This window comes from Paenibacillus camerounensis, assembly GCF_000723885.1.
Classification (GTDB): Bacteria; Bacillota; Bacilli; order Paenibacillales; family Paenibacillaceae; genus Paenibacillus_AQ; species Paenibacillus_AQ camerounensis.
The window spans coordinates 37,877-52,701 of sequence record NZ_CCDG010000039.1; the positions used below are offsets into that span (position 1 = coordinate 37,877).

General features: G+C 54.6%; 10 protein-coding genes. 3 read left to right on the forward strand and 7 right to left on the reverse strand.

Annotation, left to right across the window (positions count from 1 at the left end; all coding sequences use genetic code 11):
• The first annotated feature begins 448 nt into the window (after positions 1–448).
• Together BN3772_RS14740 and odhB are read left to right on the forward strand one after the other, a co-directional pair.
• The gene (locus BN3772_RS14740; protein ID WP_042200337.1) at positions 449–3,316 is read left to right on the forward strand and encodes a 2-oxoglutarate dehydrogenase E1 component; all 2,868 of its coding nucleotides are present in this window, start codon (positions 449–451) and stop codon (positions 3,314–3,316) included.
• Positions 3,317–3,371: 55 nt separating this feature from the next.
• Entirely contained in the window at positions 3,372–4,667 is a 1,296-nt protein-coding gene (gene odhB, locus BN3772_RS14745) for a 2-oxoglutarate dehydrogenase complex dihydrolipoyllysine-residue succinyltransferase (protein ID WP_042200338.1), read from the forward strand.
• Positions 4,668–5,108: 441 nt separating this feature from the next.
• Here odhB and BN3772_RS14750 read toward each other — a convergent pair whose 3' ends face one another.
• The 5 genes from BN3772_RS14750 to BN3772_RS14770 all read right to left on the reverse strand — a co-directional run bounded on the left by BN3772_RS14750 (position 5,109) and on the right by BN3772_RS14770 (position 10,667).
• A complete protein-coding gene (locus BN3772_RS14750; protein WP_042200340.1) occupies positions 5,109–6,086 on the reverse strand; it encodes a hypothetical protein in 978 nt (325 codons plus the stop codon).
• Positions 6,047–6,658 (reverse strand): RNA polymerase sigma factor, encoded by a 612-nt coding sequence (locus tag BN3772_RS14755; protein ID WP_042200342.1) that lies wholly within the window; start codon positions 6,656–6,658, stop codon positions 6,047–6,049. Before BN3772_RS14755 ends, BN3772_RS14750 begins: the two co-directional genes overlap by 40 nt.
• Before the next feature lie 300 nt (positions 6,659–6,958).
• Positions 6,959–8,215 (reverse strand): L-lactate MFS transporter, encoded by a 1,257-nt coding sequence (locus BN3772_RS14760; protein WP_086074588.1) that lies wholly within the window; start codon positions 8,213–8,215, stop codon positions 6,959–6,961.
• A gap of 122 nt (positions 8,216–8,337) precedes the next feature.
• Positions 8,338–9,066 (reverse strand): LytR/AlgR family response regulator transcription factor, encoded by a 729-nt coding sequence (locus tag BN3772_RS14765; RefSeq protein ID WP_042200343.1) that lies wholly within the window; start codon positions 9,064–9,066, stop codon positions 8,338–8,340.
• Positions 9,063–10,667 carry a sensor histidine kinase gene (locus tag BN3772_RS14770; RefSeq protein ID WP_209443657.1) on the reverse strand — a complete coding sequence of 535 codons (1,605 nt, stop codon included), beginning with the start codon at positions 10,665–10,667 and terminating at the stop codon, positions 9,063–9,065. Before BN3772_RS14770 ends, BN3772_RS14765 begins: the two co-directional genes overlap by 4 nt.
• 237 nt (positions 10,668–10,904) lie before the next feature.
• Here BN3772_RS14770 and BN3772_RS14775 point away from each other — a divergent pair, with 237 nt between their 5' ends.
• Positions 10,905–11,489 carry a nucleotidyltransferase family protein gene (locus BN3772_RS14775; RefSeq protein WP_341872574.1) on the forward strand — a complete coding sequence of 195 codons (585 nt, stop codon included), beginning with the start codon at positions 10,905–10,907 and terminating at the stop codon, positions 11,487–11,489.
• A gap of 158 nt (positions 11,490–11,647) precedes the next feature.
• Here the strand turns inward: BN3772_RS14775 and BN3772_RS14780 are convergent, their stop codons facing one another.
• The gene (locus tag BN3772_RS14780; RefSeq protein WP_042200344.1) at positions 11,648–13,165 is read right to left on the reverse strand and encodes a methyl-accepting chemotaxis protein; all 1,518 of its coding nucleotides are present in this window, start codon (positions 13,163–13,165) and stop codon (positions 11,648–11,650) included.
• A gap of 156 nt (positions 13,166–13,321) precedes the next feature.
• Positions 13,322–14,764 (reverse strand): NAD(P)/FAD-dependent oxidoreductase, encoded by a 1,443-nt coding sequence (locus BN3772_RS14785; protein ID WP_042200345.1) that lies wholly within the window; start codon positions 14,762–14,764, stop codon positions 13,322–13,324.
• Positions 14,765–14,825 lie beyond the last annotated feature (61 nt).

The following is a 14,825-nucleotide window of genomic DNA, read 5'->3' on the forward strand; positions in this document are numbered from 1 at the left end:
ATACCAGCTTATAGATGTATGAAACCGCTATCTGCAATAACATTATATAGCATCCATCTAACAAAGTGTGTCGATTATTGGAAATATTTTAAGGGAATATCTTCGGAATTAACGATTCATTTTGTAGTATTTTGATTAAACTATATGAAAACTGTGCGCTATGCCCTGAATCTTTTGAAGCTTCCGGACCCTTCTCCCAGAAAAGAAATATAGACTTCTTTCACCCCGTTCCCCTCACTCCAAGCAGTTGTTTGCATTTATAGTGGTTCTGGATGAATTCCCGCCTGAATCATACCGTTTTGCGAACGGTACAGCACAAAGTATGAATTGATTAGCACGCTCTAAAGTAGCACAATAGAGGTGCAATGTAACCGCAAACATATCAGCCCCACCAGCCGCTGGTGTTTTTCTGGCGCATGTGGGGTTCATCCGTTAGGAGGATGTATTCATGGCAGCCAAAGGACCCTATAATGAATCCGTTTGGAGCAGTTATCACGGACCGAATCTGGGCTATATTCAAGACAAGTACGAACAGTTTATCAAGGATCCTTCTTCAGTAGAACCTAATTACCGCGATCTTTTTACTACTAACGGGCCTCCGCCGATGACACCGTTACCCGAGCAGGCTCCGCCGCCCGCAGTAACCGGAGATGCCGAATGGCTGAAAAAGGCTGTAAGAGCCTCCAAACTGATCGCTAATATTCGTATACATGGCCATCGCGCCGCCAATATCGACCCGCTTGACCGCGGAGAGAACCCGATGGCCCAGTGGCTGGACTTCCGGACTTATGACCTCACCCGTGAAGATCTCACAGCTATGCCCGCCTCACTCATCTGGGAGAATGCGCCCGCCGACGTCAAAACTGCCTGGGATGCGGTGCAGCGGATGCTGCAGGCTTATACTCAGACCATCGCTTACGAATTCGGTCATGTGCATGATGAGAAGGAGCTGCGCTGGCTGAACAGCCAGGCTGAGTCACTGAGCTCTCCTGCTCCGCTGAATAACGAAGAGCGCAAGGAGCTGCTGAACCGGCTGATTCAGGTGGAGCAGTTCGAGACCTTCCTGCACAAAACCTTTGTCGGCCAGAAGCGTTTTAGCCTTGAAGGCAACGATGCGCTGGTGCCGATGCTGGATGAGATTGTACGTGCTGCCGCACACGACGGTGCCGAGCATATTCTCATGGGGATGGCCCACCGCGGACGGCTTAATGTACTGGCTCACATTCTGGGCAAGCCTTATGATATTATTTTCTCAGAGTTCCATCATTCTCCTAATAAAGAGCTGTTCCCTTCCGAAGGCTCCATGGGGATCAATTACGGCTGGACCGGGGATGTCAAATACCATCTTGGCGCAGACCGGGCCGTACGGCACGGGGAAACGGTACGCACCCGGATTACGCTGGCCAACAACCCGAGCCATCTGGAATTCGTTAACCCGGTAGTTGAGGGCTTTACCCGCGCAGCTCAGGAGGACCGGAGCACTCCGGGATTGCCTAAGCTGGATACCAGCAAGGCTATAGCCGTGCTGATGCACGGTGATGCCGCATTTCCCGGTGAGGGCATTGTCGCGGAAACCCTTAATATCGGCAAACTGAAGGGTTATCAGAACGGCGGTACAGTGCATATTATCGTCAATAACCGCATCGGCTTCACTACAGAGAGTGAGGATTCACGCTCCACCCATTATGCCAGTGACCTGGCCAAGGGCTATGAAATCCCGATTGTGCACGTTAATGCCGATGATCCGGAAGCCTGCATCTCAGCCGTCCGTCTGGCCAGCAGCTACCGCAATCAGTTCAAGAAGGATTTTGTAATTGATCTGATCGGCTACCGCCGCCACGGACATAATGAAATGGATGATCCCGAGACAACCCAGCCGGTTGTCTATGGTAAAGTCCGCAATCATCCGACGGTCTACAGGCTGTATGCCGAACGGCTGCGGGATGAACGAATTCTTACAGCGGAAGATGTAAAACGGATGAGCGCAGACTCCGAAGGCGTGCTGCAGGCTGCCTTTGAAGCCATGAAGGCCGGCAAGCATAAGAATGGCGACTCCAAAACATCGGTGGTGCTTGAGGCAGAATCCAAAGCTCCGCGCTCTACAGCCGTTCCGCTCGGCACCCTGCAGGAGATCAACAGCGAGCTGCTGACTGCACCAGCAGGCTTCAAGGTATATCCGAAGCTGGAGCGGATTCTCCAGCGCCGCAAGGATGCGCTGAAGGACGGGGAACGGGTCGACTGGGCTCTGGCCGAGACGCTGGCCTTCGGGACGATTCTGAAGGACGGTACTCCGATCCGCCTCAGCGGACAGGATTCGCAGCGCGGCACCTTTGCCCACCGCCATCTGGTGCTGCATGACAGCGAGACCGGGGCTCTTCATTCACCGCTGCATCAGCTCAGCTCCTCCCGCGCTTCCTTCGGGGTGTACAACAGCCCGCTATCAGAAGCCTCGGTGCTTGGATATGAGTACGGCTATAATGTTTTTGCGCCTGATACCTTTGTAATCTGGGAAGCCCAGTACGGCGATTTCGCCAATGCCGCCCAGGTCATCATTGACCAGTTCATCTCCGCCGGGCGGGCCAAATGGACACAGCGCAGCAATCTCGCGATCCTGCTGCCGCACGGCTACGAAGGCCAGGGGCCGGAGCATTCCAGCGCCCGGCTGGAGCGGTACCTGCAGCTCTCTGCTGAAGAGAACTGGACGGTAGCGAACCTGACCAGCGCCGCGCAGTATTTCCATCTGCTGCGCCGCCAGGCCGCCCTGTGCGGGCAGCCGGACGCCCGTCCGCTGGTCATCATGGCTCCGAAGAGCCTGATCCGCAACACGCGCAGCACATCCCCGGGAACGGAGCTTGCCTCCGGCAGCTTCCAGGCTGTGCTTCCTGAGCCGCTGCTGGGCAGCAAGCCGGCTGAGGTTACGCGTCTGGTTATCTGCAGCGGCAAGGTGGCAATCGACCTGCAGACCGAGCTCGAAGCAGCAGGCGGCCGTGACTGGTCCTGGCTGCATATTCTCCGGCTGGAGCAGCTTTATCCGTTCCCGCAGGCCGAACTGGCGGCACATCTGAACAGCCTGAGCGCTCTGCAGGAGATTGTATGGGTACAAGAGGAGCCCAAAAACATGGGCGGCTGGAGCTATGCCGAATCCCGGCTGCGGGATATCTCTCCGCAGCAGGTAAGCGTACGTTATATCGGCCGTCCGGAACGGTCCAGCACGGCAAGCGGATATGCGGATGTCCATACCTTCGAGCAGCGCCGCATAGTTACAGAAGCCCTGAAATTGAACTCGCAAGTACAAGCGCCTGTACCGTCCTCCTGACCGGAGGACGGTGTCATCATAACGTAAACTATGAAGTTTAGGGAGGTAACGGCCTGTGTCCGAAATTAAAGTACCCGATCTGGGCGAGTCCATTTCCGAAGGAACGATCTACAAGTGGCTGGTAAAAGAAGGGGACACTGTCGGCCAGGGGGATGTGCTGGCTGAGCTTGAGACCGACAAGGTGAACCTGGAGATCAGCGCCGAGGAGGATGGCGTAATCTCCGCCATCCTCCGCCAGGCGGGCGAGAATGTCGCCGTCGGCGAAGCGATCGGCGTGATCGGCAGTGCCGGCGCGGCTGCCGATAGCAGCGCTGGCGGCAGCGCACAAGGGGGCAGCAGTGCAGCGCCTGCTGCTTCTCCGGCAGCGGAGGCACCCGCTGCCGCTGCACCGGCTCCGGCCGCTCCCGAAGGCGCGGCCGGCAGCACTGCGGCCCTGGCTACGCCGGGGGCGCGCAAGCTTGCGCGGGAGCGGGGCATCGACCTCGGCGAGGTCACTGCCCGCGACCCCATCGGCCGGATTGCCCAGGCCGATGTGAACGGCCATGGCGCAGACGGCCAGGCGGCCGATGCGCCAGCGGCACCGGCGCCGCAGACCGCGCCGGCTGCAGCGAACAAGCCCGCTGCGGCTAATGCAGCGCCGCAGGACGGCAAAGCCGTAGAGCGCAAGCGCATGTCGCGCCGGCGGCTGACCATTGCCAGCCGCCTGGTCGAGGCGCAGCAGACGGCGGCGATGCTGACCACCTTCAACGAGGTGGACATGTCGGCAATTCTGGACATCCGCAAGCGGCGGAAGGATGCCTTCAAAGAGAAGCATGATGTCGGACTCGGCTTCATGTCCTTCTTCACCAAGGCCGTGATCGGCGCACTCAAGACCTATCCTCTGCTGAATGCAGAGATTGACGGCGAAGAGCTGCTGATCAAGAAGTACTATGACATCGGCATCGCCGTTTCCGCCAAGGAAGGCCTGGTCGTCCCTGTCGTCCGCGATGCGGACCGGCTCAGCTTCCCGGAAATTGAGCGCCAGATTCTCGGGCTGGCCTCCAAGGCCCGCGCCAACACGCTCAGCCTGCAGGAGCTGCAGGGCGGCACCTTTACAATTACCAACGGCGGCGTGTTCGGCTCCCTGCTCTCCACGCCGATCCTGAACACTCCGCAGGTCGGCATTCTCGGCATGCATAAGATCCAGCTGCGTCCGATCGCGCTGGACGAAGAAACCACCGTCAACCGGCCGATGATGTACATCGCCCTGTCCTACGATCACCGGATCGTAGACGGCTCGGAGGCAGTAAGCTTTCTCGTCAAGGTTAAGGAGCTGCTGGAAGATCCCGAGGCGCTGCTGCTGGAGGGTTAAGCCTTCCCAGCCGCAACCGAGGTTTCAAGGCGGGATGCCGGAATACGGTCGTCTTCTAATCAATGGCTGTCCAACGGTGTTTGTTGATTATAACTACACGTCCTCAGAACAGACGGGCTATACACAATACGATAGAGGGAGGCAGGAACATCCAATGTTCCTGCCTCCCTTTCTACTCATCGTCACTTTCCCGCCATCAGCCACTTTAGTGGGATTTTCCCCTTTACTCCGCCCCATCTCACCCGCCAGCAGCCAATCCCGGTGAGCCTCCTCCAGCCTTCCCGTTCATCAACCGCAACCGCTCCGCCTCGTGTGCCTCCTATATCCTTTACCGTACAGACTCACGGCGCCGCATCAAATAACCCGGACCGCTGCAGGCGGAACCGGGTTACCCTTACCATCCTTTTCTTTTCACAACTCTGCAAGCCGCTCAACTTTGCTTTACAACCCGCCCTTAATGAGCTCCCCGGCCAGCTTCAGAAGCTGTTCCTTGTTCATTACCCGGTCGCCCCAGGAATTCAGCTGGATATAGGCATCCTTCGGCTCATTGTACCATGTCAGGTAAAAAAATGAATTCGGCCCGTAATCAATATAATTATAGATGACCTCCCTGCCGTCTACTTTGAGTTTCTCCGCTTTATCTGCAGGCTTCTGAGGAACCATCATATTGCCGCCGTTTATCATAAAGGCCCAAAGATTAATGAAAGCTCCCCCTTTCATATATTGTGCATTCAGCGATCCGGTTTCAGTCCAAGGCATCACCTTCATAAATAAATTACGCGTCTTATCCTTTTTGGCTTCCCCGATCAATTCGCTCAATGCCTGCTGATAGACCGGGTCGTTATCTATTACGTCCTTAGTTGGATATAGAGGCTGTATTTCACCGTATTTAAAACCATACCCTCCCGCTGTCTCCGGCAGAATGAACGGTGAGCTCTTAGCCTTCATCTGATCAAGGAATGCAGAATATTCGGTGATCCGCTGCTGCTTATGTGTAAACTGCAGCATGCTTCCTCCAGTATTAATTGGCTCTCCTCTAACAAAATACACAATCTGCTCTCCCGGTTCGGCAATATTCATCAGCTTCGGTGCATAGTCATGGTAAGGGGATGCCCCCTGCAACCGTTCTCCTTCTGTTTTTAGAATATGCTGTATCTTAACCTCTCCCGCCTTGTTGCGGATCTGAATATATTCCGAGGCTGCATAAGTTGTTGCTGTAATTAGCAGCGCCACTGCCAGCATCCCTGAGGTTGCAGCTGTTTTGCCGGCAAATCGGATTCCGCCCCGTCTCCGGCCCGGTCCGGTCTCCCTTACGCGCGCCATCACCCGGTCCGTGACGTTAATAGCCTGCAGCTGCTCCTCAGAAACTGCAGCTCCCTTTATATCTTGGTGCCCGCTATGGAATCCGGTTCGATCCATGAGATCCCCTCCTCTGTCTTCATCGTGCTCCTTACCTTCTGCTTGATCCGTTCCATCCGTTTGTGCAGTGCATTGGGACTGCTGCCGAGAATCTGCCCCATCTCCTGAAAGGTCAGCTCCTCAAATACCCGCAGCACCAGAATATTCCGTTCCTCCGGAGACAATAACCCGAGTGCCGCTTCAAGACCCGGGTTAAACAGCCGCGACTCCATAAACTGCTCTGCACCCGCAGCCGCTGTCTCCGGCCGGAACAGACGCAGAATACGCTCCTGCATCCGCCGCCTGCGCAGCAGATTCAGACAATGATTACCTGCAATCCGGTACAGCCAGGCGGAGAAGCTTACCTCCTTCTTGTACGTTCCGATAGACTGGTAAGCTTTGACCAGAATATCCTGTACCGCATCCTCAGCATCCTGCCGGTTACCCAGCATACGGCAGCAATACCGGTACAGCGGCTGCTGAAATTGTCCGACAATCCAGGCATAGATCTCCCTGTTCCCCTGCTGGACCTGTGCGACCACTGCCTCCACCTGCTCCCTATCGTGCAAATGCTCCTGTAACGTTGCCAGCACCTCCTTACTTTGTATATCTCTATAACACTTACCTCGTCCAAAAAGTGCCTGCCTCCGGCAATTTATTTTCCTCTATATGGATTGAACTTGATAATCCGGTTCCTCCTGGTACGCTTGTCTACCCCTGTTATAGCATTTCGACCGGCAGCCCCACAGTCCTTCCCCATAGCATGGGCATACCAAAAAGAGATATCTGCCGCCGCATAAACGGAAGCAAATATCTCTTTTATGGGCTGCTCTATAAAGGCAGCATCTTCTTTGTCTGTATACTTCTTAAGCCGACATGTTGCTTATATATGGTTAAGCCGTATGCCGTGAAGGCTTCAGGCTCATTCCCTTTTCACTCGGCTGTCCTTGTCCCGGCGCTTTCAGGGATACTGCGATGAGGCAGGCCAGGATGCACAGCAGGCCGATGATGATGAAGGTGGGCTTGAATCCGCCGAGCAGCGCTGCAATGAACGAGCCGGACAATGCGCCGATGCCAAAGCCCTGATAGACAACGCCATAGTTCTTGCTGTGGTTCTTCAGTCCGAAGAAATCGCTGACGATTGCCGGGAAGACGGTAATGTTGCCTCCGAAGCAGAAGGCAATGGCCGCTACACAGGTGAAGAACAGGCCGTAGTTCAAGGTGGCATAGCTTAAGGTAAACATTGCTGCAGCTGTTACAGCCAGGGTAATGCTGAGCAGCTTCAGCCGGCTCATCCGGTCGGACAGTGCGCCGAGAATCAGGCGTCCAGCCGTGTTGAAGATGGCAATCATCGCTACGGCATTGGCAGCCGCGGCCACATCCAGGCCGGCCAGTGTCACGCCGATGTCCTTCACAATACCGATCAGGTAAAGACCGCTCATGCAGGCCGTGAAAAAGATGACGAACAGCAGATAAGCTTCCTTGGTGCGCAGCATTTCCTTTACCGTATAGTCTTTGGCCGGTATTGCTGTACCTGCTGCCGCCGCTACGCCGGAGACAGCCTGTGCCTCAGCCGGAGCCGGAGCTTCCCGCACCAGCATAGAGCCGATAACAATCATAATCATCACAATCATGCCCCAGTACAGAAAAGCACCGGATACTCCTTGAGATTCAATCAGGCTGCCGTTAATATATTTGAAAATCAGGCTGCCCGTACCGTAAGCCCCTACGGACACCCCGGAGATCAGCCCTTTATTCTTAGGGAACCATTTAATCAGATTAGACAGCGAGGTTATGTACGCGGTTCCGTCCGCATAACCCACCACTACGCCAGCCAGCAGATAAAACATCGGCAGGGAGCTGGCCTGCGAACTTAAGATCAGGCCAAGCCCCAGCATAATCCCTGCAGCAGCAGTCAGTCTGCGGAGGCCGAACCGGTCCTGCAGCTTCCCCGCGAATAAGGTCGCGAAGGCCAGGGCAAAGCTGGTAATGGAAAACGTTATTGAAACAGAGCTGAGCTCCCATCCGAACTTGCTGACAAGCTGTGCATTGAACAAACTCCATGTATAAATGGTGCCGAGTCCCATTTGCATGATCACTGTGCCTAGAACGATAAGCCATTTTTTATTGCCTGGCATAGCTGTAGTCATGGATGATTCCTTCTTTCTCTCTGAAGTCGCTTGAGGTCTTCTTTGCCTCCTCATTGTAGCGAAATAACGCTTTCTTGAGAGAAATCCGGAATGAGATGACGGTAATGGGGAATGAACTGCCGCTAGAGGCGCATGATCTGCCTGAATTCCTTCACCTTGCCGCGGCTTACAGGCACTTCAGCATCCAGATCGCGCAGCCGCAGCAGATAAGTATTATTGAACCAGGGGATGATTTCCTTGATCTTGGACAGGTTCACAAGATAGGAGCGGTGACAACGGAAAAAGCGGTCCTGCGGCAGCCGGCTGTGAAATTCGCTGATGCTGAGCGCCATGCTGTATTCTTCACCCTTAGTGATTACGCTTGTCGTTTTTTCCTGCGCTGAAGCATAATAAATCTCGTCGGCATCGACGACGATGATCTTTTCATTCTTCCACAGATTCACCTTATCGCTGAGCTTAACGCGCTCTTCTTCGCCTTGCCGCCCGCGCGACGCAAATGCCCCCTCCAGCTTGTGCAGCATTGCCTTGATCCGTGTTTCGCTGTAGGGCTTCAGAATATAGTCAAAAGCCTCGATCTCGAATGCCTCGGCTGCATGTTCCTTGTACGCGGTAATGAACACAATATAGGGCTTAACGGAGAACCGGCTGATATTCTGGGCCAGCAGCACGCCGTCAATGGAGGGAATATTAATATCGAGAAAAATCACATCGACCTCTTCAGTCTGCAGATATTTCAGCGCATCCAGCCCGTCCTCAAATTCGGCGGCAACCCGGATGCTGCTATGCGTTCCTATCAGAAAAGCCAGCTCCTGCCTGGCCAGCTCCTCATCCTCCACAATTATCGCTCTCATCGCTGCTCCTTTTTGACGTCAAAATAAATGTCCGTCCCTTTATCAAGCCTCCGGATAGTCAGACCCTGGCCGTAAATCAGCTTCACCCGCTGGTGTACATTGTACAGTCCGATTTTGTTGTCCGGCATACTTCCGCTGTAGACCCGTTCAATCGTCTCCTCACTGATCCCGGCCCCGGTATCGGCAATGCCGACCCGCACCGCCTTACCCTGGTCTTTTACCGAGATGGTTACTGTGCCCTGGCCCTTCGCCTTCAGAATACCGTGCACGATTGCGTTCTCCACCAGGGGCTGAATAATCAGGCTGGGAATCCGCACCTCGACCTCGTCGATATCATACTCCACCGCCAGCCGGCTGCCAAAGCGCGCCTTCTCGATCTCCACATACTGCTGCACCTGCTGCAGCTCACGCCGGATATCAATGAACTCATCAGTCAGCTCCAGATTGTAGCGCATATAGCCGGACAGATTGACAATCAGCTCGCGTGCCTTGCCCGGATCGATCCGGATGGAGGAAGCAATCGCATTCAGCGCATTGAACAGAAAGTGCGGATTGATGCTGGTCTGCAGCGCCTTCAGCTCCGCCTTGTTGGCCATCTCCTTGATCCCTTCGACCCGCGACACCTCCATCAGCGTTGAGATGATCTGAGAGAGGCCGACGGCCATCGCCTGCAGGGAATAGGTGATTTTGTGGGCTTTGGTGTAATAGATCTTCAGTGCCCCGGTCACCTCACCCTTCTCCTTGAGCGGAATGATGATCAGCGAGCGGATCGCCCGGTTCATATATTCCGTGTCATCATCCCGGATTGTAATTTCTCCGCTGCTGATCGTTTTCTTGGTCTCCTCGCTGATAATGTCGTCTGTCTCGGTATAGTACTCCTCCCCGACGCCGACATATGCGCGGATATGACCGGTATCGGTAATGGCGACAGCATCAGCCCCGATATCATCCTTAATAATCTCACAGATGATCCGCAGCGACTGGGGATTGATGTTCCGGAAATACGGCAGCGTTTTATTGGCAATATCCAGCGCCAGCTTGGACTGCTTAGCGGCAATCCGTTCCTTCTCCCCTTCTACACTCTGCACCAGCATGACAATGAAGCCCACACAGATCTGACCGGCAATCATCGGAAAAGCAATCTTTGACACAATGTCCGCACCCAGTGAAGCCGGGTTAGCCATCGCGAGGATCAGCACCATCGTCAGCGCTTCACATGCCATACCGGCCAGAATACCGGCAATCCAGCGTTTGTCCGGCGAAGTGCGCTTGTAGATCACTCCCGAGACCACCCCGGCTGTGATACTGGTAATCAGGCAGGGCACCGAAGTAACACCGCCGATATCGATCAGAAACCGGTGTATGCCCGAGATCAGTCCGGTAATCAGCCCTACCCAGGGTCCGAAAAGAATACCGCCGGCTACGATGGCAATGATCCGCACGTTCACGAGTGAGCCTTCCACGTTAATTCCGGTATACGTCCCCAATATGGCAAACAGGCTGAACACCACTGTCACCATAACGAGTTCCTGCGGAGCATATGCCCCTTTTATAAAAATCTCTTTAAACCGCGGCAGCCGGGTCAGCACGAACAGGCACATCAGCAGCAGCGCCGCCCGCTCAAACAATTGCAGCAGAATCGTCAAATTATAGTGCACGTTCACGCCTCCAAAGGTCAATCTAAAGGTCCATTATAGAGTCTGCCCCTTCCCGTTAGCAATCTGACATCGCCGCTTCCCTCATATTCGTCTGCCGCACGAAGTCATATAATAAAAGAATGGCTGTCACCGCCTGCAGGCTCTTTGCGCGGCGAATCACGTTATGGAGGTGCTTCTCTTTTGCCGATTACTAATGAAATTACTAATGAACAGGATTTGCTCCAGGCTGTACAAAAAGACCCGTGGATGATGGATATACTGACTGCCGTGAATACCCTTGGACTGCCGGACTGCTGGGTCTGCGCCGGATTTGTACGCTCCAAGGTATGGGATATCCAGCACGGCTTCAACAGCAGAACGCCGCTTGCCGATGTGGATGTTATCTATTACGATCCGGCTGATCTGCGGGAAGAGACAGAAAAGCTGCTGGAAGCCCGGCTGCGGGCGATAGACAGTGCCATTCCGTGGTCCGTGAAGAATCAGGCCAGAATGCATACCGTTAACAGCCTGCCGCCATACACTTCCTCTACAGACGGAATGGCTAATTTCCCTGAGACGGTAACCTCACTGGGACTGGCCCTTACTGCGCAGGGTGAGCTGCTTCTGGCTGCCCCACATGGAATTAATGATGTTATCAGTCTTGTGGTCAGGCCTTCCCCCCGGTTCAGCTCCGACCCGTATTTACAGGAGGTCTACACGCAGCGGATCATCAAAAAGAACTGGCAGGCCGTATGGCCTCAGCTGCGGATTATTACCGCACCGTGAAGTTAACCGGTCTGCAGATAGTTTCTTCTGCCAGCCGAAAAACAGCAGCCGCTCCCCCAGGGGAACAGCTGCTGTATCAACGCGCGTCCATTCTTTTCTCCCGCTGCACCGCAGGCAAGCTGCCGGCCTGCAGCTGCGGGCCTGCAGCTGCGGGCGCCTTATACCGCCAGGTCAATCCCGATTACACCAACCGTATCTCCCTGGCTGTTCTTAATTGCCCGCGACAGGGTAATGCAGGAGCGCTTGGTAATGGCTGAGACATACGGCCGGGAGACATATTCGCCCTCAGCCATCGCTCCGCTCCACCAATCCCGCCGCTTCGCATTCATCAGTCCGGCTGCAGGCTCGGAGAAAATAAACGTCCCGTCCGTACGGTTAGACCAGATCGCCTGCACCTCCGGCACCCGCTTCATACAGGCAGTAAGTACAATCCCGTGGTTTGCTGAATCCGGTACATACAGCTCCTGTCTGGCCGACAGCTCCTGCAGCACCATTTGCATTTCCTCCAGCCGCCCTGTATACCCGTCTGCTGTGACAGCATTTTCTCCGGCTATCTGGCTCACCGACTGCTGCAGAGCCTGAGACTCACTCAGCAGGCTGGCGCTGATCTCATTAAGCTGGCCGATCTGTGATCTCTGCCGCGTTACCTGCTCAAGGGTCAGGTCTACTCCGGCGATCGTTTCATTGACAATACCGACAGCGCCCTTCAATTCACCGGCTGCCGCTTCGATAAGTCCACTTTGCCGGGAGGCTGCAGCCACTGTATCAATCACTGCAGTTCCGACCTCTTCCATTCTGGCCGATACATCGGAGAGCCTAAGCTTCACCGTCTCAACCTCATGCACACCATGAGAGACTGCCTTTTGCTCTTTAGCCACCGAGTCCAGCACCTGCCGGACTCCGCTGTTAATGTCCAGCAGCACCTCTGACGAACGTTCCACCGAGCTTCTGCTCTGGTCTGCCAGCTGTCTGATTCTTGCAGCAACCACAGCGAATCCCCGCCCCTGCTCTCCGGCCCTTGCTGCTTCAATGGAAGCATTGAGCGCAAGCAGGGAGGTCTCATTCACAATTCCTACAATTAAAGAGTTAATCTCCTCCACCACCGCAATATGTCCGCTAAGCACAGTGAATTCATCCAGCATATCACCGCTTCTCTGCTGCAGCTCGGCCATAACCTCATCTGTATTCCGGAGTGAGCCGACCATGTCTGCCATGCCCCGGCTGGCATCATTCATGCTTGCTAAGAGCCGCTCTGTCAGCCTGCTGATCTGTGCAGTCATTTCAGCCGCACCGCCCATTGTCGCAAAAGCCCCCTCAATGTTAGCTTTGGCTTCATTGCTCCGGATCTGCAGGTCTACCTCGTAGGCATGGGAGTAATCTGCTGTCTGCTGCAGCCCCTCAGTATGGCGGCTGATCTCCTCAAGCGCGCCGTGGAGCCTGTCTGAGGTAACTACAATCTCATTGCCGAGCCGTTCAATCTGATCCCTGGCCTCTTCCAGCTGTCTGTCTCTATACATTCCGGCGCGGTATGTATTCCATACGAGCCCGCCAAGCGCTGCCGCCAGCACCAGAAACACCAGCCTATGCAGCCAGCTGATCTCAATCCACAATCCGTACAGACCAACCGCCAGCAACAGCAGAACGGCCAGGACATTTCCACTCCGGAGAACCCGCATTTATACTCCCACTCCACTCTATTATGTTATGTATTCTAACATTATATCAGTGTAGTTAAATAAAGGAAGTATTTTCATCACATTATAAAAGAGCCGTCCCTTCTGCAATAGCATGCATCAAAGGACAGCCCGTTAGTTAATCAGCCTGCTTCAAGATTAGACGTGAACCGCTGCCCGCTCCAGCATTCCGCGGGCAATCCACACTCCGGCGGCACCGGCCTGGGCCAGTCCGCGGGTAATTCCGGCGCCGTCCCCGCCGCAGTACAGTCCGGCAATCTCCGTTTCCAGCTGTTCTGTCAGCTTAGGGTGGGCAGAATAGAACTTCGCCTCAACGCCGTAGAACAGCGTGTGCTCGGAAGCAATGCCCGGCGTTACTTTTTCCAGTGCCTCCACCATTTCAATCAGGCTCTTCATAGTAATGTAAGGCAGGACCAGACCGAGATCACCCGGAACGGCTTCTTTCAGCGTCGGCTCAAGGAACCCTTCCTTAATCCGGGTCTCTGTAGAACGGCGCCCGCGCAGGATATCTCCGTACTTCTGGACGATTACACCGCCGTTAGATAAATCATTGGCCCGCTTACAAATCTCCCTGGCGTATTCATTTGGCTTATCAAACGGTTCTGTAAAGGTATGTGAGACAAGCAAAGCAAAATTCGTATTTTTGGAGCCCAGCGCAGGATCTTTATAGGAATGTCCGTTGGCTGCCATGACCCCGCTGTGATTCTCTACAACAACGTGGCCTGACGGATTACTGCAGAACGTCCGGACCCGGGTGCCGACAGAGGTATTGAACACAAATTTGCCTTCATACAGATGCTCATTGATCTCGCGCATCACCACATCGGAGGTTTCGACTCTGACCCCGACATCAACCTGGTTATTGTACATCTTCAGCCGCCGTTTCTTCAGCACTTCAGTCAGCCAGGCGGAGCCGTCACGGCCCGGGGCGATCATTACATTATCCGCCTCATGGATTTCTCCGTTCTTCAGCGTAATCCCGGTAATACGGTGGGAGCCATTTTCCTTAACAGTAACAATGTCCTGAACCTCGGTCTTGAACAGCATTTCAATCCGTGTTTTCAAATATTCATAGATGGATTTAAGAATTTCGAGATTCTGCTCGGTGCCCAGATGGCGTACCTGTGCACGCAGCAGCTTGAGACCGGCGGCATAACCGCGCTGCTCAATGCTGCGGATGCTGTCCGTCGTCGGATCGGTAATGGCCGGGGTAGCGCCATGCTCAAGGTTAATGGCATCCACATATTCGATCAGCTCCAGCACCTTGGATGGTGCCAGGTAGTCCGTCATCCAGCCGCCGAATTCTGTTGTTATATTGAACTTGCCGTCGCTGTAAGCGCCCGCGCCTCCAAAACCCGCCGTAATGGAGCAAGCAGGCAGGCAGCCTGCAAATTCCTTGCGGCCGGATGCCGGCGGACACAGCTTGATTTTCTCTTCAAGGATCGGGCAGCTGCGGCGGTATATATCATGGCCTTTATCTACAAGCAGTATCTTCAGGTCCGGTGCCTTACGGGTCAGTTCATAGCAGGCAAAGATTCCGGCCGGGCCGGCCCCTACAACAATCACATCATATTTACTCATCTGTTCTCTTGTCCTCCCAGGAAGAAACGCCGCAATTTCTTTCGCCGTTTCTGTGATTTAC